General features: G+C 64.7%; 30 protein-coding genes. 20 read left to right on the top strand and 10 right to left on the bottom strand.

Features of this window, described 5'->3' with window-relative positions; all coding sequences use genetic code 11:
• From A5724_RS22520 to A5724_RS22485, 8 genes are all read left to right on the top strand, one after another.
• The coding region (locus A5724_RS22520) for an amidohydrolase family protein (RefSeq protein WP_156752411.1) at positions 1-357 on the top strand (357 nt) is incomplete at its 5' end.
• Between the two features lie 98 nt (positions 358-455).
• A complete protein-coding gene (locus A5724_RS22515) occupies positions 456-1634 on the top strand; it encodes an acyl-CoA dehydrogenase family protein (protein ID WP_067807416.1) in 1179 nt (392 codons plus the stop codon).
• Positions 1635-2393, top strand: a complete 759-nt coding sequence (locus A5724_RS22510; protein ID WP_067807413.1) for an SDR family NAD(P)-dependent oxidoreductase — start codon at positions 1635-1637, stop codon at positions 2391-2393.
• The gene (locus tag A5724_RS22505; RefSeq protein ID WP_255397290.1) at positions 2390-3613 is read left to right on the top strand and encodes a CaiB/BaiF CoA-transferase family protein; all 1224 of its coding nucleotides are present in this window, start codon (positions 2390-2392) and stop codon (positions 3611-3613) included. The genes A5724_RS22510 and A5724_RS22505 overlap by 4 nt, the downstream gene beginning before the upstream one ends.
• 2 nt (positions 3614-3615) lie before the next feature.
• A complete protein-coding gene (locus A5724_RS22500) occupies positions 3616-4392 on the top strand; it encodes an enoyl-CoA hydratase/isomerase family protein (protein ID WP_067807439.1) in 777 nt (258 codons plus the stop codon).
• A gap of 5 nt (positions 4393-4397) precedes the next feature.
• Positions 4398-5543 carry a thiolase family protein gene (locus A5724_RS22495; RefSeq protein WP_067807436.1) on the top strand — a complete coding sequence of 382 codons (1146 nt, stop codon included), beginning with the start codon at positions 4398-4400 and terminating at the stop codon, positions 5541-5543.
• Between the two features lie 13 nt (positions 5544-5556).
• Positions 5557-6705 (top strand): acyl-CoA dehydrogenase family protein, encoded by a 1149-nt coding sequence (locus A5724_RS22490; RefSeq protein WP_067807408.1) that lies wholly within the window; start codon positions 5557-5559, stop codon positions 6703-6705.
• 2 nt (positions 6706-6707) lie between these two features.
• Positions 6708-7157, top strand: coding sequence for a nitroreductase/quinone reductase family protein (locus tag A5724_RS22485; RefSeq protein ID WP_067807405.1), 450 nt, complete (start codon positions 6708-6710; stop codon positions 7155-7157).
• Positions 7158-7161: 4 nt separating this feature from the next.
• Here the strand turns inward: A5724_RS22485 and A5724_RS22480 are convergent, their stop codons facing one another.
• On the bottom strand, positions 7162-8079 hold the full coding sequence (locus A5724_RS22480; protein ID WP_067807402.1) for a LysR family transcriptional regulator: 918 nt from the start codon (positions 8077-8079) through the stop codon (positions 7162-7164).
• 76 nt (positions 8080-8155) lie between these two features.
• Between A5724_RS22480 and A5724_RS22475 the strand changes: the two genes are divergently transcribed.
• From A5724_RS22475 to A5724_RS22450, 6 genes are all read left to right on the top strand, one after another.
• The gene (locus A5724_RS22475) at positions 8156-9424 is read left to right on the top strand and encodes an aromatic ring-hydroxylating dioxygenase subunit alpha (protein ID WP_067807399.1); all 1269 of its coding nucleotides are present in this window, start codon (positions 8156-8158) and stop codon (positions 9422-9424) included.
• Positions 9421-9744 (top strand): hypothetical protein, encoded by a 324-nt coding sequence (locus A5724_RS22470; protein WP_067807396.1) that lies wholly within the window; start codon positions 9421-9423, stop codon positions 9742-9744. The genes A5724_RS22475 and A5724_RS22470 overlap by 4 nt, the downstream gene beginning before the upstream one ends.
• 2 nt (positions 9745-9746) lie before the next feature.
• A complete protein-coding gene (locus tag A5724_RS22465; RefSeq protein WP_067807392.1) occupies positions 9747-10577 on the top strand; it encodes a TauD/TfdA family dioxygenase in 831 nt (276 codons plus the stop codon).
• Positions 10574-11440: a TIGR03619 family F420-dependent LLM class oxidoreductase gene (locus A5724_RS22460; protein ID WP_067807388.1), complete on the top strand. Its 867-nt coding sequence runs from the start codon at positions 10574-10576 to the stop codon at positions 11438-11440. The genes A5724_RS22465 and A5724_RS22460 overlap by 4 nt, the downstream gene beginning before the upstream one ends.
• Positions 11441-11545: 105 nt before the next feature.
• Positions 11546-12154 (top strand): TetR/AcrR family transcriptional regulator, encoded by a 609-nt coding sequence (locus A5724_RS22455; protein WP_156752410.1) that lies wholly within the window; start codon positions 11546-11548, stop codon positions 12152-12154.
• A complete protein-coding gene (locus A5724_RS22450; RefSeq protein ID WP_067807382.1) occupies positions 12151-12648 on the top strand; it encodes a hypothetical protein in 498 nt (165 codons plus the stop codon). The genes A5724_RS22455 and A5724_RS22450 overlap by 4 nt, the downstream gene beginning before the upstream one ends.
• On the opposite strand, the gene A5724_RS22445 is transcribed toward A5724_RS22450, so the two are convergent.
• From A5724_RS22445 to A5724_RS22420, 6 genes are read right to left on the bottom strand one after another with little or no spacing between them, the layout of a single operon-like run.
• Entirely contained in the window at positions 12645-13610 is a 966-nt protein-coding gene (locus A5724_RS22445) for an NADPH:quinone oxidoreductase family protein (RefSeq protein WP_067807379.1), read from the bottom strand. The two genes, A5724_RS22450 and A5724_RS22445, sit on opposite strands and share 4 nt — an antisense overlap.
• Positions 13607-14626 carry a phosphotransferase family protein gene (locus A5724_RS22440; RefSeq protein ID WP_067807376.1) on the bottom strand — a complete coding sequence of 340 codons (1020 nt, stop codon included), beginning with the start codon at positions 14624-14626 and terminating at the stop codon, positions 13607-13609. The genes A5724_RS22445 and A5724_RS22440 overlap by 4 nt, the downstream gene beginning before the upstream one ends.
• Positions 14623-15924: an acyl-CoA dehydrogenase family protein gene (locus tag A5724_RS22435; RefSeq protein WP_067807372.1), complete on the bottom strand. Its 1302-nt coding sequence runs from the start codon at positions 15922-15924 to the stop codon at positions 14623-14625. The genes A5724_RS22440 and A5724_RS22435 overlap by 4 nt, the downstream gene beginning before the upstream one ends.
• Positions 15925-15942: 18 nt before the next feature.
• A complete protein-coding gene (locus A5724_RS22430) occupies positions 15943-16596 on the bottom strand; it encodes a TetR/AcrR family transcriptional regulator (protein WP_197518756.1) in 654 nt (217 codons plus the stop codon).
• A gap of 59 nt (positions 16597-16655) precedes the next feature.
• Positions 16656-17039: a DUF4267 domain-containing protein gene (locus A5724_RS22425; RefSeq protein ID WP_067807365.1), complete on the bottom strand. Its 384-nt coding sequence runs from the start codon at positions 17037-17039 to the stop codon at positions 16656-16658.
• The gene (locus tag A5724_RS22420; protein ID WP_067807362.1) at positions 17036-17518 is read right to left on the bottom strand and encodes a DUF1772 domain-containing protein; all 483 of its coding nucleotides are present in this window, start codon (positions 17516-17518) and stop codon (positions 17036-17038) included. The genes A5724_RS22425 and A5724_RS22420 overlap by 4 nt, the downstream gene beginning before the upstream one ends.
• Before the next feature lie 100 nt (positions 17519-17618).
• On the opposite strand from A5724_RS22420, the gene A5724_RS22415 reads away from it, so the two are divergent.
• The 3 genes from A5724_RS22415 to A5724_RS22405 all read left to right on the top strand — a co-directional run bounded on the left by A5724_RS22415 (position 17619) and on the right by A5724_RS22405 (position 20334).
• The gene (locus tag A5724_RS22415; RefSeq protein ID WP_067807361.1) at positions 17619-18191 is read left to right on the top strand and encodes a TetR/AcrR family transcriptional regulator; all 573 of its coding nucleotides are present in this window, start codon (positions 17619-17621) and stop codon (positions 18189-18191) included.
• Positions 18192-18273: 82 nt separating this feature from the next.
• Complete coding sequence (locus A5724_RS22410) at positions 18274-19110, top strand: mycofactocin-coupled SDR family oxidoreductase (RefSeq protein WP_067807358.1); 837 nt, start codon at positions 18274-18276, stop codon at positions 19108-19110.
• Positions 19111-19131: 21 nt separating this feature from the next.
• Positions 19132-20334: a cytochrome P450 gene (locus tag A5724_RS22405; RefSeq protein WP_067807354.1), complete on the top strand. Its 1203-nt coding sequence runs from the start codon at positions 19132-19134 to the stop codon at positions 20332-20334.
• A gap of 60 nt (positions 20335-20394) precedes the next feature.
• On the opposite strand, the gene A5724_RS22400 is transcribed toward A5724_RS22405, so the two are convergent.
• On the bottom strand, positions 20395-21342 hold the full coding sequence (locus A5724_RS22400; protein ID WP_067807351.1) for a nuclear transport factor 2 family protein: 948 nt from the start codon (positions 21340-21342) through the stop codon (positions 20395-20397).
• 138 nt (positions 21343-21480) lie between these two features.
• On the opposite strand from A5724_RS22400, the gene A5724_RS22395 reads away from it, so the two are divergent.
• Together A5724_RS22395 and A5724_RS22390 are read left to right on the top strand one after the other, a co-directional pair.
• Complete coding sequence (locus A5724_RS22395) at positions 21481-22347, top strand: helix-turn-helix domain-containing protein (protein ID WP_082965203.1); 867 nt, start codon at positions 21481-21483, stop codon at positions 22345-22347.
• Positions 22348-22464: 117 nt separating this feature from the next.
• Positions 22465-23499, top strand: a complete 1035-nt coding sequence (locus tag A5724_RS22390) for an NAD-dependent epimerase/dehydratase family protein (protein WP_067807348.1) — start codon at positions 22465-22467, stop codon at positions 23497-23499.
• On the opposite strand, the gene A5724_RS22385 is transcribed toward A5724_RS22390, so the two are convergent.
• Together A5724_RS22385 and A5724_RS22380 are read right to left on the bottom strand one after the other, a co-directional pair.
• Positions 23477-23857, bottom strand: coding sequence for a helix-turn-helix domain-containing protein (locus A5724_RS22385; RefSeq protein WP_067807347.1), 381 nt, complete (start codon positions 23855-23857; stop codon positions 23477-23479). The two genes, A5724_RS22390 and A5724_RS22385, sit on opposite strands and share 23 nt — an antisense overlap.
• Positions 23854-24441 carry a TetR/AcrR family transcriptional regulator gene (locus tag A5724_RS22380; protein ID WP_082965202.1) on the bottom strand — a complete coding sequence of 196 codons (588 nt, stop codon included), beginning with the start codon at positions 24439-24441 and terminating at the stop codon, positions 23854-23856. Before A5724_RS22380 ends, A5724_RS22385 begins: the two co-directional genes overlap by 4 nt.
• Before the next feature lie 160 nt (positions 24442-24601).
• Between A5724_RS22380 and A5724_RS22375 the strand changes: the two genes are divergently transcribed.
• Positions 24602-25261, top strand: coding sequence for a helix-turn-helix domain-containing protein (locus tag A5724_RS22375; RefSeq protein ID WP_067807344.1), 660 nt, complete (start codon positions 24602-24604; stop codon positions 25259-25261).
• Positions 25262-25273: the final 12 nt, after the last annotated feature.

The raw sequence follows: 25273 nt of genomic DNA, 5'->3' as shown, positions 1-25273 counted from the left end.
CCGGTGGGCGTCAAGCTGCGCAACGAGATCGGCATCGACAACATCTGCTGGGAAGCCGACTACCCACACAGCGACTCGATGTGGCCGGGCGCGCCGGAACAGCTCCACGAGGTGCTGACTGACAACAACGTGCCCGACGACGAAGTCAACAAGATGACCTTCGAAAACGCCATGCGCTGGTATCACTGGGACCCGTTCACCCACATCAGCCGCGAACAAGCCACCGTCGGCGCACTCCGCAAAGCCGCCGAAGGCCACGACGTCTCCATCCGCGCCCTCTCCCACAAGGAGAAAACCGGCGCGTCGTTCGCCGATTTCGCGGCGAGCGCCAAAGAGTTGACCGGCAACAAGGACTGAGTCGTAGTTTCTAGTGTGAAGTGCGCCGGTGCGGTGGGACCGTTTCTCGCACCGGCGTACTGCCATGTGACCTGAGGAGAGCCACCGTGCCGGGCGGAATGAGTTTCGAGCTGACCGAGGATCAGGAACTGATCCGCAAGTCCGTCGCCGAATTGGCGGGCAAGTTCGACGATCACTACTGGATGGCCAAGGACCAGGCCCACGAATTCCCTCAGGAGTTCTACGACGCCATCGCCAAAGGCGGCTGGCTCGGCATGACCATCCCCGAGGAATACGGCGGCCACGGCCTCGGCATCACCGAGGCCACGCTGCTGCTCGAGGAGGTATCGCGGTCCGGGGCGGCGATGAACGGCGCGAGCGCCATCCATCTGTCGATTTTCGGAATGCAGCCGGTGGTCAAACACGGCTCCGAGGAACTGAAGAAGGCGACGCTGCCGCGGATCGTTAACGGCGATCTGCACGTGTGCTTCGGCGTCACCGAACCCGGTGCCGGCCTTGATACATCACGTATCACCACGTTCGCCAAGCGCGAAGGCGACCACTACCGGGTCAATGGCAGGAAGGTCTGGATCTCCAAGGCGCTGGAGTCGGAGAAGATCCTGCTGCTGACCCGCACCGAGTCGCTGAGCGACGTGGAAAAACGAGGCACCAAGAAGACCGACGGCATGACGTTGTTCCTGACCGACCTCGACCGCGACCATGTCGACATCCGCCCGATCAACAAGATGGGCCGCAACGCGGTGAGTTCCAACGAAGTGTTCATCGACGACCTGATGGTGCCGGTCGCGGACCGCGTCGGCGAGGAAGGCAAGGGCTTCAAGTACATCCTCGACGGGCTCAACCCCGAGCGGATGCTGATCGCCGCCGAAGCACTGGGCATCGGCAGGGTCGCGCTGGAGAAGGCCGTCAAGTACGGCAACGAACGCGTCGTATTCAACCGTCCCATCGGGATGAATCAGGGCCTGCAGTTCCCGCTCGCCGATTCGCTGGCCCGGCTGGACGCCGCCGAGTTGGTGTTGCGCAAGGCGACCTGGCTCTACGACAACGGCAAACCCTGTGGGCGCGAAGCGAACACGGCCAAGTACCTGTGCGCCGACGCCGGATTCGCCGCCGCCGACCGCGCCCTGCAGTTGCACGGCGGGATGGGCTATTCCGAGGAGTACAACGTGTCGCGATACTTCCGCGAATCGCGGCTGATGAAGATCGCGCCGGTCAGTCAGGAGATGATCCTGAACTTCCTCGGCGAACACGTACTTGGCATGCCCAGGAGCTACTGAATGACGAATTACTTCGACCTGACCGGCCGCTCGGCCCTGGTGACCGGGGCCGCGGGCGGCATCGGCTCAGCGGTGGCAACCGCGCTGGCCGACGCGGGCGCCGCCGTGCTCGTCACCGACCTCGACAAGGACGCGGCCGCCGCAGTGGCCGAACGCATTTCAGAAGCCGGCGGCAGGGCCGACTCTGCCGCGCTCGATGTGTCCGACCGCGACTCCGCCGACGCGGCGGCGGCGCAGGCGGCGGCACTGGCCGACGGTGCGCTGCACATCGTGATCAACAACGCAGGCGTCACCAAACCTGCGATGTTCGAGAAGACCACCGAAGAATCGTTCCGACTGCTGTTCGACATCCATGTGATGGGCGCCTTCAACGTCACGCAGGCGGCGCTGCCCTACATTCCGACCGACGGCACCGGCCGGATCGTCAACGTGACGTCGGCGGCCGGACTCACCGGCACACTCGGGCAGGTCAACTACTCAGCGGCCAAGGCCTCCATCATCGGCTTCACAAAATCGCTGGCCCGCGAACTGGCCACCAAGAGCATCAACGTCAATGCGCTCGCCCCGTTGGCCGCCACACCGATGACCGAAACCATCCGCACCAACGAGAAATTCGCGGCCAACATGATGAACCGCATTCCGATGAAGCGGTGGGCCGAGCCGTCGGAGATCGCGGGCGCATTCGTGTTCATGGCCTCCGATGCCGCGTCGTACATCACCGGGCAGGTGCTGCCCGTCGACGGCGGCATGGTGATGTGACGACGTCACCTGCACCGCTTGCCGGCGTCACCGTCGTGGCCATGGAACAGGCCGTTGCCGCGCCGATGTGCACCCGCGTCCTCGCCGACTTCGGGGCGCGCGTCATCAAAGTGGAGAACCCCGACGGCGGCGACTTCGCGCGCCACTACGACGACGTGGTCAACGGGCCGGGTGGTCTCGCCGCGCACTTCGTATGGTGCAACCGCGGTAAGGAATCGATCACGTTGAACACCAAATCGGCTGCAGGGCTTGACCTGTTGCACCGGTTGCTGGACCGCGCTGACGCCTTCGTGTCGAATCTTGCCCCCGGCGCCACCGCGAAGATGGGTATCTCCGCGGCCCACCTCGCCGAACGTCACCCCGACGTCATCCCCGTCGAGATCGACGGGTACGGGCCCGGCGGTCCCATCTCACACAAGCGCGCATACGACCTTCTCGTGCAGGCGGAATCGGGATCCTGCGCCATCACCGGGTATCCGGGTATGCCTGCCAAACCCGGGCCCGCGATGGCGGACTTCAGCACCGGCCTGTACGCCGCGATCTCCATCCTGGCGCTGCTGTTCGGCCGCACCAACCGGCCGCAAGGTGCGCCCGCGCCCGCCGTCGAACTCAGCCTGTTCGACGTGATGACCGACGTCATGGGCTACGCGCTGACCTACACCCAGCATTCCGGCATCGACCAGGAGCCACTGGGCGTCGGCTCACCCGCGGTGGCCCCCTATGGCGCGTTCGCCACCCGCGACGGCCACATCGTCGTGCTCGGCACCACCAACGACCGAGAATGGCAACGGGTGGCCAGGGAGATCATCGAGCGTCCCGACCTGGCCGACGATCCGCGGTTCGCCACCAACCCGGGCCGCTGCGCGCACCGCGAGATCCTCGACGAGGCCATCGGATCCTGGTGCAAACAGCACAATTTCGCGCAAATCCAGAAAATCGCCGACGCCGCAGGAATCGGCAACTCCCGCTACAACCTGCCGAGCGAGGTCGTGGCGCACCCACACCTGACCGCTCGGGACCGCTGGCGGACCGTTGCCACACCCAAGGGCGACATCCAGGCGTTGCGCCCACCGCCGGTGATCCGCGGCTTCGAACAACCCATGGGCGCAGTGCCGGGCCTCGGTGAGCACACCGATACCGTGCTGCACGAACTGGGGCTGACCGCCGACGACATCGACCGGCTGCGCGCCGATAAAGTGATCGGACCTGCGTATTCGTGAGCGTGCTGCTGATTTCCGATTCCGACGGCGTGCGGACGCTGACGCTGAACAGGCCCGAGCGCAAGAATGCGATCAATCCGCAGCTCTGGCACGAGCTCGCCGATGCGCTACGGGCCACCGCCCGTGACGATGTGCGCGCGCTGGTGATCACCGGCGCAGGCGGCGCGTTCTGCTCTGGCGCCGACATTTCCACGCCCGAAGACATCCACCCCAGACACAAACTGCGCAGACTCACCGACGTCGCGCTGGCACTGCACGAGCTGGCCATCCCGACCATCGCGAAGGTCGACGGGGTGGCGGTCGGTGCGGGCTGGAACCTCGCCCTCGGCTGTGATCTCGTGGTGGCGACGCCCGAATCGCGCTTCTGCCAAGTGTTCTCGAAACGCGGGCTGTCCGTCGACCTCGGCGGCTCCTGGTTGTTGCCGAAGCTGGTAGGCCTGCAGCAGGCCAAGCGTCTGGTCCTGCTGGCCGAGACCATCGACGCCGACGAGGCGCACTGGTTGGGGTTGGTCACCTGGGTGCGGGCCGCCGACGTGATAGACGGTTTCGTCGAGGACTTGGCGGGCCGACTTGCGGCGGGGCCACCGGTCGCGCTCGCACACAGCAAGGCGCTGCTCAACGACGGAGCGAACGCGACCTTGCGTGAGGCGGTGGCCAACGAGGCCCGGGCGCAACCGGGCAACTTCGCCACCGCAGACTCAGTCGAGGCCTACGCGGCGTTCGCCCAGAAGCGCGACGCGGTGTTCACTGGTCGGTGGGCCGTACCGAGATCGGAGTAGACAAGATGCGTGAAACGGTGATCGTGGAGGCGGTGCGCACGCCCGTCGGCAAACGCAATGGCGGGCTGTCGGATATGCACGCCGCCGACCTGTCGGCGATCGTGCTCAATGCGCTGGCCGAACGCGCGGGCATCGACCCGGAGATCGTCGACGACGTGGTGTGGGGTTGCGTCTCGCAGGTCGGCGACCAGTCGAGCAACATCGGCCGCTACTCGGTGCTGGCCGCCGGATGGCCGGAGAGCATTCCCGGCACCACCATCAACCGCGCATGCGGATCGAGCCAGCAGGCACTGGACTTCGCGGTGCACGCGGTGATGTCCGGCCAGCAGGACGTCGTGGTGGCAGGCGGAGTCGAGGTGATGAGCCGGGTGCCGCTGGGGGCGGCGCGCGCCACCGGCATGCCGTACGGGCCCAAAGTGCTTGCCCGCTACGGAGATTTCTCGTTCAACCAGGGCATCTCGGCGGAACTGATCGCGCAGAAGTGGGGCTTCTCCCGCACCCGTCTCGACGAGTACTCGGCGCGGTCCCACGAACTTGCGGCCAAGGCGCAGGACGAAGGCGCGTTCGAAACCCAAATGATGCCGGTGTTCACCGGCGGTGAACCCGTGGTGGCCGACGAGGGCATCCGCCGCGGCACCACCGTCGAAAAACTCGCCGGCCTCAAGCCGGCGTTCAAGGAGGACGGCGTCATCCACGCGGGCAACTCGTCGCAGATCTCGGACGGCGCGGCGGCGCTGCTGGTGATGACGGCCGAGAACGCCGTCACCATGGGTCTGACGCCGATCGTGCGCTACCGGGCGGGCGCCGTGACCGGGGCCGACCCGGTGCTGATGCTGACCGGGCCGATCCCGGCCACCGAGAAGGTGCTGCACAAGGCGGGCGTGAAGATCGACGAGGTCGGGGTGTTCGAGGTCAATGAGGCGTTCGCGCCAGTACCGTTGGCATGGCTGGCCGAGACCGGTGCCGACGAGGACAAGCTCAACCCCCTCGGCGGTGCCATTGCACTGGGCCATCCGCTGGGCGCATCGGGTGCGGTGCTGATGACCCGCATGATCAACCACATGCGCGACAACGGGATTCGCTTCGGGTTGCAGACCATGTGCGAGGGCGGTGGCACGGCCAATGCCACTTTGGTAGAACTCGTCGCTTAGAAAAGGAACCTGGATGCAACGCGATCTGTTCACCTCCGACCACGAGGCGTTTCGTGAACTCGCTCGCGACTTCGTCGAGAAGGAGGTGGTTCCGCACTACCCGGAGTGGGAGAAGGGCGGACGGATGCCACGCGACGTTTTCAAGCAGATGGGCTCGCTGGGCATGCTCGGGATGGCCATCGGAGAGGAATACGGCGGCGGCGGCGCACCCGACTACCGCTACAACGTCGTGCTGCAGGAAGAAGCGGCGCGGGCGTTGGTGACGCTGTCGACGGTGCGCACCCAACTCGAGGTCATCCTGCCGTACTTCCTGCACTACGCTAACGACGAGCAGCGCACGCGGTGGTTCCCGGGACTGGCCGCAGGCACTCTGCTCACCGCCATCGCGATGACCGAACCCGGCACCGGGTCAGACCTGGCGGGTATGCGCACCACCGCGGTGCGCGACGGCGATGACTGGATCATCAACGGCGCCAAGACATTCATCACCGGAGGCATGCAGGCCGATCTGGTGATCGTGGTGGCCCGCACCGCCACCGATCCGGGAAACCGGCGCAAGGGGCTCACGCTGTTCGTCGTCGAGGACGGCATGGCGGGGTTCACCCGAGGCCGTGAGCTGGAGAAGATGGGCTGCAAGGTCCAGGACACCGCGGAACTGTCGTTCGTCGACGTCCGGGTGCCCGCGGCCAACATGCTGGGCGAGGAGGGCGAGGCGTTCGGCTACCTCGGCCACAACCTGCCCCAGGAGCGGCTCACCGTCGCGGTCGGCTCGGTGGCACAGGCGCGGTCGGCGATCGCCGCGGCCATCGATTACACCAAAAACCGCAAGGCATTCGGCACACCCGTAGCGTCGTTCCAGAACACCAAGTTCGAGCTCGCCGCATGTTCGACGGAGGTGGAGGCGGGCCAGGCGATGTTGGACCGAGCGGTCGCCCTCCATGTCGAGGGCGAGTTGTCGGCCGCAGACGCCGCTCGGGTCAAACTGTTCTGCACCGAGATGCAGCAGCGGGTCATCGACCGGTGTTTACAGCTGTTCGGCGGATACGGTTACATGATGGAGTACCCCATCGCCCGGCTGTACACCGACGCGCGGGTGGCCCGCATCTATGCGGGCACGAGCGAAGTGATGAAAGTGATCATCGCGAAGTCGTTGGGACTCTGACCATGAGTGAGTTTTCTGACGAACACCGCGAAATGTATCTGCGCTCCGGTGGCGCGCAGGGGCACATCATGGACCTCACCGACCGGGGTGGCCACGCCTTCACGACCCACTGCTTGATCAAAGTGACGGGCCGCAAATCCGGTCAGACGCGGATAGTGCCATTGATTTACGGTGATTTCGGTGGTGAGGTCGTGATCGTCGCGTCGAAGGGCGGCGCTGACCAGCATCCCGAGTGGTACCTCAACCTTACCGCGGCCCCCGAGGTGGACTTCCAGATCGCCACCCAGGCTTTCCGCGCCACCTGGCGTGAGCCCGAAGGCGAAGAGCGGCACAAGGTCTGGGACTTCATGTGCCGCGCATTCCCGCCCTACCTGAATTATCAGAAGGCCACGGCGCGGCATATCCCGCTGGTCATGATGACGCCCACCGCTGCCATCGACGTGTTCCGGTAGTCCGTCAGGCGCGGGCGATGTTCTCGACGATGATCTCGCGGGCCGCCTCGTAGAACGCGCTGATCAACGTCGAGAACGACAGCTCGAACGGATAGATCATGTGCACGTCGAGCGGCTCGGGATGCCAGCCCGAAAGTACTGGAACAATTGTGCCGTCGCGTAATTCGTCGGTGCAGATGATCTGAGTCGGCATCGCACCGACGCCGAGATCGTGCAAGATGTACTGCTTGCAGACCTGAAAGTTGTTGGCCCGCGCCCTCACTTGCGGTGACAGTTGTTGACGGCGACGCCGGTTGGCCACGGTGACCTTGTGTGACCCGGCGAATCCGAACTCGATGAACGGCAATTCGTTCAACTGCGTTGGATCGGTGAGCGGTTCGGCCAGCGCGGCGGCGAAATCCGCCGATGCGCACAGAAACAGCTCTAGGCTGAACACCTTGCGAGCGATCAACGTCGAGTCCTGCAGTGGCCCGGTGCCGAACACGACGTCGAAGCCGTCCTTGACCGGATCGACCATGTTGTCCACCAATCGGATGTCCAACCGGGTGTGGGGATAGCGCTGCAGGAATGTCGCGCCGACTCTGGACGCATAGTCGATTCCCACGAACACGGGTATCGCGACTCGCAATTCGCCCTGCGGTTCCTGCCTACTGGCCTCCACGACGGCGCGCACGCCGTTCGCCTCGGTCAAGATCTTCACCGCGTGCGCATACACCTGCTCGCCGAGGTCGGTGACCGTCAGTTGGTGGGTGTTCTTGCGCAGCAGCTTGATACCCAGGTCGGACTCCAGTTTGGTCAGCCTGCGGCTGACCGTCGACTTAGGGATGCCCAGCAGCGCCGCCGCCTTGGACAGGCTGCGCGACTCCACCACCTTGCCGAACATCAGCAACGCGTCGACATCGAAGGGCAAGTTCTGCTCCATATGTTCCAAATATGCAACAGGGTGTTGCGGTTATGCGTCTATTTCGGCCAAATGCCCAGTTGTAGCGTCAGCCCACATGAGTCACAACAACCTGGTGACCAAACCCTCAACCGGCCATTGGACCGACGCCTACCCCGAACTCGGCAGGGGTCCGGTCTCGCTCGAAGACTGCGTCTCGCCCGAGTTCTACGAGAAGGAGCGCGAGCATGTCTTCAAAAAGACCTGGCTGTACGTGGGGCGGGTCGAGCGGGTGCCGAAGTCCGGTAGCTACTTCACCCGCGAACTGAGATGCCTGAACACCTCGGTCATCGTCGTGCGCGGAAAGGACGGCGTGATCCGCGCCTTCCACAACATCTGCCCGCACCGCGGCAACAAGATGCTGTGGGAGGACGACCCGTTTAAAGAGGTGTCCGGTCGAGCCCCGCTGCTCTACTGCCGCTTCCACGGTTGGCGCTACAAGCTGGACGGCTCACTGCATTCCGCCACCCGCACGGACTTGCTGCTCGACTTCGACGCAGACAGTTGCCGGGTACCCGCGATCCAATGTGAGGTGTGGGAGGGCTTCATCTTCATCAATCTCGACCCGCACAACACCGAACCGCTGCGCTCGTTCCTCGGCGAACTGGCGCACGGCATCGAGGGCTATCCGTTCGCGGGGCCGCACCAGGTGTACCGGTTCACAACCGAATTGCAGTGCAACTGGAAGATATTTGTTGACAGCTTCGCCGAGAGTTATCACGGGCCGTACCTGCACGCGTCATCCTTCGGCGCGCTGACCGCGGAGGCCAGGGAGGCGTTCGATCAACCGAACCCGTTCACCGACGCATTGGCCTACCAGATCAAGGGACCACATCGGATGTTCTCGTTCTCCGGAGAGCCGTCGCAGAAGACGCCGTACTCAAAGCCGATCGAGTGTGTCATGGAGGCCAGCGCCGCAGGCTCCTGGACCAAGCGCCCCGATCGGGGCCCGATGCCGCCGGGAATCAACCCGACGCGCTCGGAGAAGTACGGCTTCGACTCGTTCCAGTTCTTCCCGAACTTCGCGTTGATCTTCGGATCGTCGGGGTTCTCCACCCACACCCACTGGCCGACGGGACCGCATTCGCACATCTTCGAAGTGGAGATGTTCTATCAGCCGCCGAGGACGCACAAGGAGCGACTGGGCCAGGAACTGACCGTGACATTTCTCAACGACATCATCCTGGAAGACGCCAGCCCGTCGGAGGGATTGCAGGCGATGCTGAACAGCGGTGTATTGACCCACTTCACGATGAACGACGAAGAGATCCTGTTGCGACATCTGCACAAGACCGTGGCCGACTATGTGGGCGCGGGGGAGCGATGAGTGCGGTTCTGCCGCCGGAGTTTTCACAACTCGAACATCTGGTCGCAGAGTGGGCCATCGAGGACGGGCACGAACGCTACGTAAAGCGTGTGAACAGCTCGATGGAGCAGATCCAGGCTTTCTACAATGAGCTATTTCCGTTCGCCGAGGAAGCGGTCGCCTACCTCGACAAATTCGACTACGCCGAACCGCTGCCCGACGACGTTGCGAACCTCCGCAATCTGCTGTACTCGCTGATCACCGTGTCGCTGGCAGTCGAGTTGTGGAAGCAGCCGCGGGTAAAGCACTCCGCCAACACCCTTCTCACGAGAGTGAGCTGATTGTGGGACTCACCTCCACCCGACTCGACATCGTCGACCTCACCCCGCGAATCGGCAGCGAGATCAGGACCGATCTCGAAACGCTGCTCGTCGGAACCGGAGCCGACAACATTCGCGCCAGCCTGGAGCGGCGCGGGGTGGTGTTCTTCCGCGGCCTGCAGATCAGCGACGAGCAACAGGTCGCCATCGCCAAGACACTCGGGAACATCGTCGCGGACGAAGGCGAGAGCGGAATCTACAAGATCTCGCTCGACAAGAACGTCAACCAGCGCGCCGAATACCTGAAGGGTTCGATGTTCTGGCACTTCGACGGTTCACTACAGCCCTATCCGAACCTCGCGACGCTGTTGCGCGCGGTAAAGCTGTCGGACACCGGCGGAGATACCGAATTCTGCAATACCTATGCGGCTTACGACGATCTGCCGCAAGACGACAAGGACCTCATCGCCGATCTTCGCGTGGTGCACAGCGCCGAACGTTCGCAGTACTACGTTCGCCCGGAGATGAGCTACGAGGAGATCGCCTTCTGGCAGAAGTCACCGACCAAGGCGTGCCCTCTGGTGTGGACGCATCGGTCGGGGCGCAAGTCACTGTTGCTCGGCGCGACCGCCGACTACATCATCGGGATGCCGGTGGAACAGAGTCGGGCTCTTCTTGCCCGCCTCCGGGATTGGGCCACCCAACCGCAATACGTCTACCGGCACCAGTGGCAACCCGGCGACCTCCTCGTCTGGGACAACACCGGCACCATGCACCGGGTACTCGAGTATCCGGCAGACAGTGGCAGACTCATGCATCGCACGATCCTGGCCGGCGAGGAACCGCTGCAGTGAAACTCGGCATCACCACACCGGTCGTCACGAACGTCGGCGGCGCCGCCTTCGGCTGGGAACGGGACGCGTCCATCGATGACATCGGGCGGGTGGCCGAGGCAGCGGATCGGCTCGGGTATCACCACATGACCTGCAGTGAGCACATCGGTCTGCCGTCGTCGGAAACGGCGCGGCGAGGTGCGCGATACTGGGATCCGCTCGCCACGTTCGGCTACCTGGCGGCCCGCACGACGCGGATCCGATTCGCGACCATGACGCTTGTGCTCGGCTATCACCATCCGCTCACGATCGTAAAGCGTTACGGCACACTGGATCACGTCAGCAACGGACGACTGATCCTCGGCCTCGGCGTCGGGTCGCTGAAGGAGGAGTTCGACCTACTCGGCGCGCCGTTCGAGGACCGCGGCGCCCGCGCCGACGATGCGTTACGTGCGCTGCGGGCCGCGCTGTCCAGCAACGAGCCGAGCTATCACGGCGAGTTCTACTCGTTCAGCGGCCTCACCGTCGACCCGTGCGCACTGCAACCACACGTGCCGTTCTGGATCGGTGGCCGCACCAAGCGCTCGCTGCGGCGGGCGGTCACGCTCGCCGATGGGTGGTGCCCCTTCAACGTGTCGATCGACACCGCCGCCGATTGGCTGAAGGCCTTTGACATACCGGACGGTTTCGAGGTCGTCATGCCCGCGGACCATCCGCTTGATCCGGTCGGCGAACCGGGGCGGACGAAGGACACGCTGGAGGCATTGGCCGCCGGCGGCACCACGACTGCGTCCGCGCGCTTCGTCCATCACTCGCTGCAGCACTATCTCGAGCAACTCCATGCGCTGGCCGAGATGCCGGATTCCGCCCCTGCGGTCCGCTGACCAGCGGTGTAGCAAATATCTAAACCCAATTTCTGTGAGACGCTTGTCACAGCGGCGGAACCTACCTACTGTGTGTTCACTAGGTTGGTTGAACGAAGGAGTTCAGTGCCGGAGCCCAGGCCCTATGCCACGCTCTTCGCCAAAGGCGAGGACCGTCGGCAGCGCATCCTGTCAGTCGCCGAGCGACTGCTGGCACGCAACGGCTGGCGCAACACCTCACTGGCGCAGATCGCCAAGGAAGCCGGCGTCACGCCCGCGGGGCTGCTGCATCACTTCGAATCGAAGGAGCAACTGCTCAACGCGGTGCTCGACGCCCGTGACACCGACGACGAGATCCACGCGGACTACCGCTCGGGCGACCTGATTACCGAACTGTCCCGGGTCCCGGAACGGTTCGAGCGGGCGCCCGAACTCGTCGGCACCTTCACCGTGCTGCTAGTCGAGAACATCGCTCCCGATGCGCCGCTGCACGATCGGCTGCACAAGCGGTACCGCGATGCCGTCGACATCATCACCAGGATCATTGAACGCGGACAAAATGACGGTTCCTACCGCCCCGATCTCGACGCGGCCAGCAAGGCCGTGGAGATACTCGCCTTCATCAACGGAATGGAGACACTATGGTTGCTCGATCCTTCAGTCCCGCTGGCCGAGGTGTTCAAGGGGTACGCCGAGTCGCTGGGCCGCGAGCTGGCGCCGAGGAGCTCGACATGAGGTATCGGCTCGACGTCGTCGCCCCCACGGTGCTCGATGCGGTGGCGTTCGCAGGTGGCTGGATCTGCGACCGGGTGATGGCGGGATGGGATGTCACCGTCTTGATCAGCGCCGATGAGGACGCGCGGCCGCTCGAGATCCTCGGCGCCGAAGTGCGCAGTCTCGAAGCCGTGCTGGCGGCATGGGAAGACCGCCCGCATCCGCAGACGGTCGCGGTGGCCGCCGAACTGTTCGACAGCGACGCGCGTGTACATCAGCACGTGCTCAACGCGCTCGAGCAGGGTGGCACTGAGGTCACACTGTGGGGGGAGCGGCTGCCTGCCGAGCTGGACGACAGCGTCGACTCCGTCGAGCACCATTTGAGCGCTGCCGCAAGGGCTTTCAAGACCCAGGCACTGGCCGCGGCGGACGCAGATGCCACCGTCTCTCGCGCCGAGACGTTCCGCTGCGGAATGATGGCCTCGGTTGCCGCGGACCTGGTGCCCGCAAGCTAGGCGAGGTCGATCAGCACCTTGCCGATCGCACGGCCGGTCGCGACATGTTCGAGCGCTGCGACCGTTTCGGACAGCGGGTAGACCGCGCCGATGTGCGGGGTCACCTTGCCGCTGACGACATAATCGCGCAATTGCTGTTCGTTGCGGGCGAATTCGTCGGGCGGCACGTCCTGGAACTGAAACCCCACCACGCGTATCCCCTTCACGAGCACCAGGTTCAGCGGGATGCGGGGGATGACGCCCGACGCGAAACCGACTGTGACGAACCGCCCGCCGCGCTTCAGCGATCGCAACGCCGGCTCCGACAGGTCGCCGCCGACCGGGTCGATCACGATATCCGCGCCACCGGGCACCTCCTGCTTCAACGCGCTTCGTAGGTCCGCTGTCGTGTGATTGACGACCCGCGCGGCACCGTAACCCGCTGCCACGTCGAGCTTTTCGGCGGACGACGCGACAGCGGTGACCGACGCGCCCAGTTGTACGGCGAGTTGGACGGCCGCCAGGCCGACACCTCCGCCCGCACCCAGCACGATCACTTCGTCGCCCGCGTGCGCACAGGCCATTGACCGCAATGTGTGAAACGCCGTGCGGTAGGCGACGCCGAAGGCCGCCGCGGTGCGGTCGTCGATGCCGTCGGGTATCCGTGACAGTCCGGCGGCAGGCACCGCGACCTCCTCGGCGAACGCGCCGTAGAGTCCAGTGCCGGTGACACGGTCGCCGACCGTCAAACCCTCAGCACTGTCGCCGGTTTCGACGATCGTGCCCGCAAATTCGCTACCCGGGACGAACGGTGTCGGCACGGTGATCTGATACCGGTCGGCGATCAGCAGCACGTCCGGGAAGTTCACCGCCGCCGCGCCGACCCTCACCCGTACGTGCCCATGCGCAACGGTCGGTGCGGGAAGCTCTTCGATGCGGACCACCTCCGGCGGTCCATATGCCGGGCAGACTGCGGCCCTCACCGGTAGTCGCTGGACTCGGCCAGGTCGGCTGCCGAGCGCATCAGCGCTGTGATGACAGGGCCGTATGCGAGCAGCTTCTCGTTGTCGCCGGCCCGTTGGAAGCCCTGCTCCAGGACGATCGCCAGTTTCCACTTCGCCAGCACCAGGTAGTAGTCGAGGTCGTCGACCTGACGGCCCGACACCTTGGCATAGTGCTCCACAACGTCTGTGCGGGAGGGCATTCCGCGCATGTCGACGTAGCTCATCGCCGACGGCGCGTCGGTGTCTTCCGGCCAGCTCTGCACCATCCAGCCGAGGTCCAACTTCGGGTCGCCAACGGTGCCCATCTCCCAGTCGACGATCGCCGCCAGTTGCGCGGGTGCGCCGCGTTTGTACATGACGTTCGCGAACTGATAGTCGCCGTGCATCAAACCGGGAATGAAATCGATCGGCTTGTGTGCCCGCAGCCAATCGGTGGCGACGCCCAAACCCTCGATTTCACGGCCCTTGATCCGCTCGAAGAAGGCGATCCATCGGTCGACCTGGCGTTCGTGGAAACCGTCGGGACGGCCGAGATCGTGCAGGCCCTTGGCCTCCCAGTCGACCTTGGACAGCAATGCGATGCCTTCGGCCAACTGGTACGCCAACCCGGGGCGGGCACCCACATCGGTGTGGAACGGCTCAGGCCAGCGCGCGTGGGTGTCCATCGGAGACCAGCCGTCGACGAAGCCCATCAGGTAGAACGGCCTGCCGAGCACCGACGCGTCGTGGCACACGCCGACGGCTTCGGTGTGGGGGACATCGGTGCCGTCGAGCGCCTCGATGATCCGCCACTCCCGCAGGATGCCCTTGTCGCGGTCGGCCGGTGCGTCGGGGGGAGGCATTCGCAGCACACACGTGTGTTCGCCGCGCCGCAGTTCGTAGATCACGTTCTGCGTTCCGCCGGACAGGAATCGGGCCGTCAGGGGCTCGCCCTTGCCGGGCAGCGCCGCGTTGTCCATCCAATCGGCGAGGCGTGCGACGTCGATCTCGGTCACAGATTCCCCACCTCATTCTCCAGATAACTGGCGTACTTGGCCCTCGCGGCCTCGCGTTTGCGCGGCGTCCACTCGGTCGGCCAGGTGTCGTCGGTGGCCTGGTAGCCGCGCAGCACCTGCTTGGCGACGGTGGTCTTGTGCACCTCGGTCGGGCCGTCGGCAAGCCCCATCACCGCGGCGCCGGTGACCATCGCCATGAACGGCATCTCGTTGGTGACACCGAGCGCACCGTGCACTTGCATTGCCCGCCAAGCAATGTCATGCAGCACAGTCGGCATGACGACCTTCACCGCGGCGATGTCTTTGCGGACCTTCTTGTAGTCGTTGTACTTGTCGATTTCCCACGCCGTGTAGAGCACCATCAGCCGGAACTGCAGCAGTTGTGCGTACGAGTCGGCGATGTAGCCCTGAACGAACTGCTTATCCGACAGCCGACTGCCCTGAGTTTCGCGGCTAAGCGCCCGCTCGCACATCATGTCGAGCGCTTTGCGGGACAGTCCGATGGTGCGCATCGCGTGGTGGATGCGTCCGCCGCCCAAACGCGTTTGCGCAATCACGAACGCCTGCCCCTCGCCGCCCAGCAGGGCCTCGGCAGGCACGCGCACGTTGTCGTAGTGGATCAACGCATGTGAGCCCTCGTCCTCACTTTCGCCGTGCAGGCCGACGTTGCGGACGATGTTCACACCGGGGGTATCGGCGGGCACCAAAAACATCGACATGCCCTGATAGGGGCTGACGTCGAGGTTGGTCACCACCATCACGATCAGAAACGATGCGGTTTTGGCGTTGGAGGAGAAGAACTTCCAGCCGTTGATCACCCAGTCGTCGCCGTCGCGCACGGCACGAGTGGTGAACAGGGTCGGATCGGCGCCGGCATGCGGTTCCGTCATCGAATAGCAGGAGAACAGTTCACCCTCCAGCAGCGGACGCAGATACTTCTCCTTCTGCTGCTCGGTGCCGTAGTGCGCGATGATCTCCGCGTTGCCGGTGTCCGGCGCCTGGCAGCCGAACACGATGGGCGCCCACTGCGAGCGGCCGAGGATTTCGTTCAGCAAGGCGAGCTTGAGCTGGCCATAACCCTGCCCGCCGAGTTCGGGCCCGAGGTGTGTGGCCCACAGCCCTTTTCGGCGCACCTCCTCCTTCAGCGGGTCGATCACCTTGCGCCGGTTGTCGTCCAGCGGCGTGAACTGCAGGTGAGGAAACACGAGATCGAGTGGTTCGATCTCCTCGCGGACGAACTCGTCGGCCCAGTCCAGCACCTTCTGGTATTCGGGTTCGGTCTCGAAATCCCACGCCATGTCGGGTCTCCTCTTCCGCTAGGGGGACAGCTGGTTGTAGCCGGCGATCAACGCCGCGATGTCACGGCTGACGACCTCGGAGAACGAGCGCTTGCCGAACGTGCCTGCGGCCCAATGTCGGACGCCCTCACTGACGTGCATTCCGGCGAGGTGCGAGAGATGGCGTACGTCGACGTGTGCCGCCAGTTTGCCGTCTGCCTGTGCTCGTGCGAACAGTTCGCCGAACATGTCGACGTCGGCGTCGTCGAGGGGTTCACCGGCCAAAATGCGGTGCTCGTGGCGGTAGCCCTCGAGGATGGTTTCGATGATCAGGTCGCGCGGATTGCGGGCCATCGAGCGTTCGAGGCTGCGCAACGCCTCGCCGATGACGGCGTTCACTTCGTAGTCGGTCTGCAGTAGCGACCGGACGGTCTTCTGCGCGGCGCGCGTCGACAACAGGCCGACTTCGAAGAGCACATCTTCCTTGGCGGGGAAATAGAAGTAGAACAGCGCGCGCGAGACGCCCGCTGCGCGGCAGATGTCGGCAACGGTGGTGTTGGCGTAGCCGTTGGTGCGCCACAACGCCATCGCGGCCTGCACCAGCGAACGTTTTGTCTCACGGGATCTGGCTCGCTGGTACGACGCTCGCCGCTGACCACCGTCAGCGGCGATGCTGGCGCTATTCTTGGGCACTACCGCACTGTAACAGGCGTATTCGTCGGATGAAATAGTTGACGCCAGTCTAACTAGCGCTAGATGAGCAGCAGTGCTGCGGTGACGAGCATGACGACAGCGGTTGCGCCGTGCACGCCATAAGCGATGGAATTGGCGCCGCCGTTGCGGAGCACGATGATCGCGTCGGCGATCGGAATGATGGTCGCGGCCAGCAGTACCCATCCGAGGAGCTGCGTCTGGCCGGCGGCCATCAGGACGACCACGAACAGACCCGATGCGATATCACGGATGCCCTTGACGCTCAGGTAGGCGCCGACGGACGGCTGGCCGAGATCTGGCTGCACACCGTAGCCGGCGGCGGCGGCGCGGGGAGCGACGAGAAACCGTGCGCCGATGAAGATGATCGCCGCGGCGATGAGTCCGGCGAGAGCGTAAGCGGTGTAAGTCCGAAGCTCGATCATTGGGGGACCACCAGCACCAGGCACAGGGCGGCCACGGCCAGGCCTTGTAGCACCGCACGGGCGTCGATCACCCGATCCCACTTCGCCTGCAGTGCACGCCCGTCCGGTAACGGCTGCCCGGCGTCCGAAGCCGCGGTGAGACGTCGATTGATCGGTGCGCTCACCCGGGTGTAGAGCGCGAGCCAGACCAGGAGCAGGACCAGGGCTGTGCCCGCCGCGATCGCCTGCGCCCAATGTTCGGCGACTGCGGCCGACACCACGCTCGTCGCGGTGGCGACAATCCCGAGCACGCCCGCAACCGGCATCCGTCGGTCGCCGTATTGGTGCACGCGTCCCATCACTGCCACCAGAGCGCTGTCGTCGACCAGCGCCAAGGCCGGTCGCAGCGCAATCGCGCAGAACACGTCCGTGCCGTAGACCACCGCGGTGCCGAGCACCGCGATCACCGCGGCGGCACGGGTGATTAGGTCCAACTCCATGTCGGGGGTCCTTTCGAGCGGTAAGTGCTAGCAACGCTAACCCCCGGTGTGAATGCTGTCAATAGCAGCGCTAGCATTTCTAGCCGTGCTATCGTTGCGCATGGCTATCGAGGATCGTCGCGAGCGTGAGCGCGCCGCCCGCCGGGAATTGATCGTGAAAACGGCCCGCAAGCTGGCGGAGGCCGAGGGCTGGGAAGCCGTCACCACCCGTCGGCTGTCCGCCGAGATCGAGTACAGCCAGCCGGTGCTGTACAAACACTTCACCGGGATGGAGCAGATCGCCGATGCCGTCGCACTCGACGGATTCGGTGAGCTCGCCGAGGCGATGCATGATGCCCGAGACGGCGCCGTCGCTGCTGGCGACGCGCTGTCCGACGTCGCACACGCCTATCTCGACTTCGCTCGAAGCAATCCCGCGGTGTACGACGCGATGTTCACCCGCGCGACCGCGCTGCGTTTCGCCGCCGACGACACGCCGCCCCAGCTGACAGCCGCGTTGGCCGAGCTGCATCAGGCGGTCGGTGTCGTCGCCGACGAGAAGGATGCGGATTCGCTCACCGAGGTGTTGTGGGCGGCGCTGCACGGGCTGGTCACTCTCAGCCGCACCGAGCGACTACGTCCTGGGTATGAGGCCGAACGCATCCGACTGCTTGTCCACCACGTCATCGGCTGACCGACACGAATTTGTGCAAGTGCTCAGCATTGGCGTCGGTGTCAGGTGAAGATGAGGGGCGACATCATTCCAGGGAGGGTCAATGGCCGGTCGGGTAGCAGGCAAGGTCGCGTTCGTCACCGGCGCAGCACGTGGGCAGGGACGCAGCCATGCGGTGCGGTTGGCGCAGGAAGGCGCCGACATCATCGCGGTCGATATCTGTCAACCATTTCCTGATTCACCCGCGCCGGCTGCCACCCGGGAAGACCTCGCGGAAACCGCCGACATGGTCAAGGCGGTGGACCGCCGCATCGTCACCGCCGAGGTCGATGTCCGCGACTACGACGCGCTTAAGGCCGCCGTCGACGGCGGCGTCGAGCAATTCGGCGGCCTCGACATCATCGTCGCCAACGCGGGTATCGGCACGATCGGCACTCGGTTGGATCGGATGAAGGAAGACATCTGGCAGGAGATGATCGACGTCAACCTCGGCGGGGTGTGGAAATCGGTCAAAGCGGGCGTCCCGCACATGCTTGCGGGCGGTCGGGGTGGCTCGATCGTCTTGACAAGTTCGGTGGCGGGCCTGAAGGCCTACCCGCACACCGGGCACTACACCGCGGCCAAACACGGTGTGGTCGGCCTGATGCGGGCCTTCGCGGTCGAACTCGGCGCACAGTCCATCCGGGTCAACTCCGTGCATCCGACGCACGTGAACACGCCGCTGCTGCACAACGAGCAGACGTACCGGATGTTCCGGCCCGACCTGCAAAACCCAGGCCCTGACGATATGGCGCCGGTGTGTCAGACCTTCCACATGCTGCCCATCCCCTGGGTGACGGCCGAAGACATCAGCAACGCAGTGCTGTTCCTGGCGTCCGACGAAGCCCGCTATATCACCGGCGTCGCGCTTCCGGTCGACGCGGGCAGCTGCCTGAAGTAAACCCGAAAGGATCGAGACCGCATGACGATTGCGTCGGATACAGATGTCTACTACGACCCCTACGACATCGACATCGTCCACAATCCGTACCCGGTGTACGCCCGGCTGCGGGACGAGGCGCCGATCTACTACAACGAGCGCTACGACTTCTGGGCGATCTCGCGCCACGCCGACGTGGAGAAGGCGCTGGCCGACTGGGAGACCTTTTCCAACAGCCGCGGTGACATCCTCGAGTTGATCCAGTCGGATTTCGACATGCCCAAGGGTGTGATGATGATGGAGGACCCGCCGGTGCACACCATGCTGCGCGGGCTGATGTCCCGGGTGTTCACTCCGCGGCGGATGGCCGAGATCGAAGACCAGATCCGCCGGTATTGCGTCAATTGCCTTGACCCGCACATCGGTTCGGATGGCTTCGACATCATCGCCGAACTCGCCTCGATGATGCCGATGCGCGTGATCGGCATGCTGCTCGGCATTCCCGAGTCAGATCAGGTCACGGTCCGCGACGCCAACGACACGAACCTGCGCACCAAGCCGGGGGCGCCGATGAAGGTGGTCAACGCGGACAAGATCGCCGACGGCCGCATCTACGCCGACTACATCGACTGGCGTGCCAAGAATCCTTCCGACGACCTGATGACCGCGCTGCTCAACGTCGAGTTCGAAGACGAGCACGGCGTCACTCGCAAGCTGACCCACGACGAGGTGCTGCGCTACACGCAGGTGGTGGCCGGGGCGGGCAACGAGACGACCGGACGGCTGATCGGCTGGCTGGCCAAGGTGCTTGCCGAGCATCCCGACCAGCGCCGCGACATCGTGGCGGACCGTTCGCTGTTGAACCGCGCCGTCGACGAGACGCTGCGGTTCGAGCCGACGGGACCGCACGTAGCGCGCTGGATGGCAAGGGATTTCGAGTGCTACGGCACGACAGTGCCCGCGGACAGTGCGATGCTGCTTCTGTTCGGCGCCGCCAACCGTGATTCCCGCCGGTACACCGATGCCGAAGCGTTCAACATCCACCGCGACTACATATCGCATCTGACGTTCGGCAAGGGCGTGCACTACTGTCTCGGCGCCAACCTCGCCCGGCTGGAAGGCCGCGTCGCCCTCGACGAGTTGCTCAACCGGTGGCCGGAGTGGGATATCGACTACGACACAGCGGAACTCGCACCCACGTCGACCGTTCGAGGCTGGGAGAGGCTGCGGCTGATCCTGCCGTGAGTATCGCCGAAGTGTTGTCGCTCGGTACGTGGGCAAAACGACAAGTGCACTCCTCCTGAACTAACGTGGTCCGCCCTCGGATTTCGACTCCGCTTTGGTGCGGTCGGCGCGCTTGTGACCGGCCGCCTGCTGGGTCGCCGCGGTACGCGACTTCTTGCCGGTCGACGACGGTGCAGCGTCCTTCTCGATCGACGGCTTGCGGGATCGGAGGGACTTCTTGGTCGGCGCAGGGGTGCGAAGAGTGACGGTCTCCGCCGATGACGTCGTGGACGGCACGGTCGTCACGCCCGGAGGCTCGGTGGTCACCCCCGTCGATCCTGGCGGCACGGTGATCGGTTCGGCTTTCGCGGGCGGCCCACCGAAATTGCTTGCGATGGCGCCGACGAGTTGTTTGGCAGCGCTGACGGGGATGTCGAGGACGGCCGGGCCGGCATATGCGATCGCCGCGACGGGACCGCCGGCCTTGTACGCGTCGTTGAAGCCGGTCAAGAATTTCTGGAATGCGGGGAACTCCAGCGCGAAGCCTGTCCGCGTGAGCTTGGAGTACGTGATCCGCCACTGCCCGTCAACCTCCTCGTAGCGGTCGGTGTAGTGGCCGTACCCGTGGATCGTGACAAGGCCTGCGACCGAAAGCCGGTCCTGCATCGTCCATACGGCGCTGGCAGTCGTATCGGACGTGAGCTCGATCTGCGGGTCATAGCCCTGATGGCGGGTGTTGATCGCGCTCAGCGTCAGCGACGTGAACGCAATGAACGAGTCGCGGTTGGGGAAGTACGGACCGAACGAGCCCGTGGTATCGACCACGGCGTCGGGAGTGAACAGTTGGCGTAGCGCAAGCCAGTTCTTGGTGTCGACATCGTTGAAGTACGTCGCCTTGAGCGACTCCACCGCCGCTGCGTCGGGCGGTTGCGCGGCGTGTGTGGCGGGGGTGATCCCAGCGGCGAGTAAGACCGCCGTGCCCAACACGACCGTGGTGCGCAATACCGGCCGTTCCGCCCTGCGCATCATTCGTGTTCTCCTGCCTGGTCGGGTCATCTGTCGTATGTTACATAGTCAAATGCAACAGTTGAATATCCGAAATAAATATCCTTAGAGAATCGACCGGTATTCTTCGGATAGTCAACATCCGCCGCCTTGGAGTAGCACGTGACCGGTTCGTCGCCGCCCACCCGTCGGGTGGTCGAAATAGTTGAATTGCTGGTCGCACGTGCGGGCGTGCCGACCCGGCTCAGCGACATCGTCAAGGCACTGGATCTCAACCAGGCGACGGCGTACACGATCATGAAGGAGCTCGTCGACGCCGGGTGGGTCACGCGCGATCCTGCCAGCAAAGCGTTTTCGATCGGCACCACGCTCGCCGGCCTTGCCAGGCAGATCGATCAGTCACCGTCAGTCGCACACGCGGCGCAACTCGCTGCGCAAGCCGCCGTCGCCGAGACCGGATACGCCGCATCGGTGTCCGAGCGCGCGGGCAACCAACTCGTCATCACGGCCTTCATCGCCGCACCAGGCGCGCACGACGAGAAATGGCATGCCGCAGTCGGAGATCGGCTGCCGTTCGCTGCACCGTTCGGACCGGCCTATGCCGCTTGGGAATCCGACGACGAGCGGCTGGCGTGGATTCGCCGCAGCGGGGTGAACAATCGCGCGTTCCACCGTCGTCTCGACCAATTTCTGACCGATACAGCCCATCGGGGCTACAGCGTCGAGCGGATGAGCCCCGAGATGGTAGCGGCGATCCCCGTCATGAGCAGACTCCAGGCTGAAGCGCTTTCTGATTCGATGCGCGGTCATCTCGACCACATCCTGCTCGAAATGACTGGCACCTCGAGTGATCCGGCAGAAGCCGCCGGACGACATTACGTCGGCGCGATGAGCGTGCCGATCTTCAACGACGTTGGGCGCGTCACGCACAGCATCACGCTGCATCCGTTCACCGACCTGTCAGCACGCAAGATCGAACAGATTGGGCGTCGTCTTCGGCGGGCCGCCGAGTCGATCACTGCCGGATAATTAAGCGCCCTGCTGGTTTTCGGCACATTGACGTGGGACGAGTCGTTCGTTAAGTTCCAAATATTCGTGTCAGGTTGTTGATTATTCGACTGTGTGCGGGCCACCGCAAGGAGAACAGTGCAGCGCAGCGTCACACCGGGCCGTCCGAAGAAATTGGTCATCGGTGCCAGCGGTTTTCTCGGCTCGCATGTCACGCGTCAGCTGGTCGCCGCCGGCGAGGACGTACGGGTCATGCTGTGCCGGACCAGTTCCACCAAGGGCATCGAAGACTGCGACGTGCAACGTGTTCACGGTGATGTTTTCGACGTCGGCTGTTTGAAGAAGGCGATGTCGGATTGCGACGTCGTCTACTACTGCGTGGTCGACGCCCGGATGTGGCTGCGGGATCCCGCCCCGTTGTTCCGCACCAACGTCGACGGTCTGCGCTGTGTGCTCGACGTCGCAGCGGATGCCGGCTTGCGCAAGTTCGTCTTCACCAGCACCACAGGCACGTTGGCGATCAACGACAGCAGACCTGTCACCGAGGCCGACGCGCACAACTGGTCTGACGGCGGCGCGTATATCGCGTCCCGGGTGGCAGCCGAGAACTTGGTGCTGGCCTACGCCCGCGACCGCGGCCTGCCTGCAGTAGCGATGTGTGTCTCCACCACCTACGGCCCAGGCGACTGGGCGCCGACCCCACACGGATCGATCATCGCCGCGATCGCCGCGGGTCGCTTCCCGGTCTACCTCGACTATTCGGCCGAGGTGGTGGGGATCGAAGACGCCGCGCGCGCCATGCTGCTGGCCGCCGATCGTGGCCGCGACGGAGAGCGCTACATCATCTCCGATCGTTATCTGAGCGTCCGCGAGGTCAACGGCATCGCCGCAGAAGCAGTCGGGCGGAAACCGCCGCGTATCGGAATCCCACTGCCGGTGCTCAAGGTGGCAGCACGGGTCAACGACCTCGCGGCCCGAATGCTCGACCGCGATCTGCCCTTCGCCTACGCCGGAATCCGGATGGCGGAGTTGATGTCGCCGCTGGACCACCGCAAGGCCGAGCGCGAGCTGGGTTGGACGCCAAGGCCTGTCGAAGAATCGATCCGCGAGGCAGCTCAGTTCTTCGCGGCCCGGCGCCGCGGTGACCACTTCACCCTGCCCACCCGGGATTGAGCGTGGAGATGTGATCGAGGTTGTCCTCGGCCCAGGCGCGCAACATGCGCAGGGGTACAGCGGCGCTCGCGCCGAGTTCGGTCAGCTCGTATTCGACTCTGGGTGGCACATCGGCATATACCGTCCGACTGATCAGCGAAGCGGATTCGAGTTGTCGCAGCGTGCGCGTCAACATCTTCGAGCTGATGCCCGGCAGCTGATCCCGCAGCGCGGTGAAGCGCACGGGCCCGTTTTCCAGCAGACCGATCAACAGCGCCGACCACTTGTTGGCCAGCAGATCAAGCAGTATCCGGCATGGGCATAGTTCTCCGTACACGTCGTGGACGTCATGCTGGCCTGTGCGACAGGTTTGACTCATCGCCGTGCCGTTGCCTTCCTTGCTCGGGGGGGTTTGGAGCGAGGCGCTTCGGGCGCTCGGGTAAGCCCGGCGAGCAGCACCCGCACTGCCTTGGCCCGGCCCGCGTGATCGTCGGCGGCAACGGTCATGCGGATGAACATGGCGATGTCGTCGGCGGAGATACCGGGATGCAGGCCCCCGGCCTCGCGGAGGCGGATCGTGAACGGTTCGACAAGATCGGTGATCAGGCGTTGCGCGTGAGACCTGACGCGAGGGCTGGTCGCCGCCAGTCGGAGAAACGTCTCGGTCTCGGCATCCGTCAGATCGCAACTGTCGGTGAACACCGACTGGAAGGCCGTGAGCGGGTCGGAAATATCTTCCGAGGTGTCTGCGGCGCCGTCCGCGTCGGCGAACAAGTCGTCGAGGACCGCCACGACCAGATCGTCCTTGTCGGGGAAATGCCGGTACAGAGTGGTGGGTCCGACGCCCGCGCGGCGTGCGATTTCCTCGAGGCTCGCCGCGGGCCCCTGCTCGTGAAACGCCTCGCGTGCGGCCGTGACGATGCGCTGCCGGTTGCGTTGCACATCTCGGCGGGGGGTCCGCATGGTCGTCCTCCTCGATCCGGTAGCGCGACTGCCATATTAGCGAGCCACGCTCCCAGCGGACTCTCGACGGGCGCTCAGCGGGCCCATAGCTTGGTGCCGCACGATGAGCCATTCGTAATGGCCGAGGGATCGGTGTCCCTTGGGAAGGCACGGTGACCTCATGACCGCTACCGACCCGGATCGCCTCGGTGCCGAGGCAGCACCCCGCAGTGTCATCGAAGCCGCGTTCAGCCTGCTTGACCTCATAGCAGAGCTCCAACCGGTTCGGCTCGTGGATCTCAGCGCGGCCTCGGGGCTCCCGCATCCCACAGTGCACCGCCTACTTCGACAACTGGTCACTGTCGGGGCGGTCCGGCGGGAGAGATCGCGCTACGCCCTCGGCGCGAGCCTGCTGCGTCTCGGCGCGACGGTGACGCCCGCGGCCCGACTCCGTATCGCCTGCAGGCGCCCGATGGCTGAACTCGCCGCGATCACCGGCGCGGCGGTGAGCCTGTCCGCCGATCTGGGTGACGGTCCGATCTATCTCGATGCGCTCGCAGCGCGGTTGCCGGTGCGATTCCTCGCCAAAGCCGGGGGCGTCGTCCCCGCCGAAACCGCGCAGGGGCGCGCGCACCACACGTTCACCGTGCCGGTTGTCGATGCCGGCGAGGTCGCCGCGGACTACAGCTGTGTCGCGATGGGAATCCCGTACGGTTCGGCAACCGGTGTCGCGGTCGTGTCCACCTTGATTCCGTCGGGGCGTCCTTCGGACGTGATGCTGGCGGCGACCCGCCGAACGGCGGAACGCATAGCCAACGTCATGCTCACGAATCCGATGTGACGCGCCGCAAAG

The sequence above is a fragment of the Mycobacterium sp. ACS1612 genome (assembly GCF_001667505.1).
Taxonomy (GTDB): Bacteria; Actinomycetota; Actinomycetes; order Mycobacteriales; family Mycobacteriaceae; genus Mycobacterium.
This window is presented reverse-complemented; position numbering and strand designations above follow the sequence as displayed.

Bases quoted from the DNA above. Each gene is read 5' to 3' on its own strand.
- A5724_RS22515 (WP_067807416.1), top strand. From the start codon at position 456: ATGAGTTTCGAGCTGACCGAGGATCAGGAACTGATCCGCAAGTCCGTC.
- A5724_RS22510 (WP_067807413.1), top strand. From the start codon at position 1,635: ATGACGAATTACTTCGACCTGACCGGCCGCTCGGCCCTGGTGACCGGG.
- A5724_RS22495 (WP_067807436.1), top strand. From the start codon at position 4,398: ATGCGTGAAACGGTGATCGTGGAGGCGGTGCGCACGCCCGTCGGCAAA.
- A5724_RS22490 (WP_067807408.1), top strand. From the start codon at position 5,557: ATGCAACGCGATCTGTTCACCTCCGACCACGAGGCGTTTCGTGAACTC.
- A5724_RS22485 (WP_067807405.1), top strand. From the start codon at position 6,708: ATGAGTGAGTTTTCTGACGAACACCGCGAAATGTATCTGCGCTCCGGT.
- A5724_RS22480 (WP_067807402.1), bottom strand. From the start codon at position 8,079: ATGGAGCAGAACTTGCCCTTCGATGTCGACGCGTTGCTGATGTTCGGC.
- A5724_RS22475 (WP_067807399.1), top strand. From the start codon at position 8,156: ATGAGTCACAACAACCTGGTGACCAAACCCTCAACCGGCCATTGGACC.
- A5724_RS22470 (WP_067807396.1), top strand. From the start codon at position 9,421: ATGAGTGCGGTTCTGCCGCCGGAGTTTTCACAACTCGAACATCTGGTC.
- A5724_RS22450 (WP_067807382.1), top strand. From the start codon at position 12,151: ATGAGGTATCGGCTCGACGTCGTCGCCCCCACGGTGCTCGATGCGGTG.
- A5724_RS22435 (WP_067807372.1), bottom strand. From the start codon at position 15,924: ATGGCGTGGGATTTCGAGACCGAACCCGAATACCAGAAGGTGCTGGAC.
- A5724_RS22425 (WP_067807365.1), bottom strand. From the start codon at position 17,039: ATGATCGAGCTTCGGACTTACACCGCTTACGCTCTCGCCGGACTCATC.
- A5724_RS22420 (WP_067807362.1), bottom strand. From the start codon at position 17,518: ATGGAGTTGGACCTAATCACCCGTGCCGCCGCGGTGATCGCGGTGCTC.
- A5724_RS22415 (WP_067807361.1), top strand. From the start codon at position 17,619: ATGGCTATCGAGGATCGTCGCGAGCGTGAGCGCGCCGCCCGCCGGGAA.
- A5724_RS22410 (WP_067807358.1), top strand. From the start codon at position 18,274: ATGGCCGGTCGGGTAGCAGGCAAGGTCGCGTTCGTCACCGGCGCAGCA.
- A5724_RS22405 (WP_067807354.1), top strand. From the start codon at position 19,132: ATGACGATTGCGTCGGATACAGATGTCTACTACGACCCCTACGACATC.
- A5724_RS22400 (WP_067807351.1), bottom strand. From the start codon at position 21,342: ATGATGCGCAGGGCGGAACGGCCGGTATTGCGCACCACGGTCGTGTTG.
- A5724_RS22385 (WP_067807347.1), bottom strand. From the start codon at position 23,857: ATGAGTCAAACCTGTCGCACAGGCCAGCATGACGTCCACGACGTGTAC.
- A5724_RS22380 (WP_082965202.1), bottom strand. From the start codon at position 24,441: ATGCGGACCCCCCGCCGAGATGTGCAACGCAACCGGCAGCGCATCGTC.
- A5724_RS22375 (WP_067807344.1), top strand. From the start codon at position 24,602: ATGACCGCTACCGACCCGGATCGCCTCGGTGCCGAGGCAGCACCCCGC.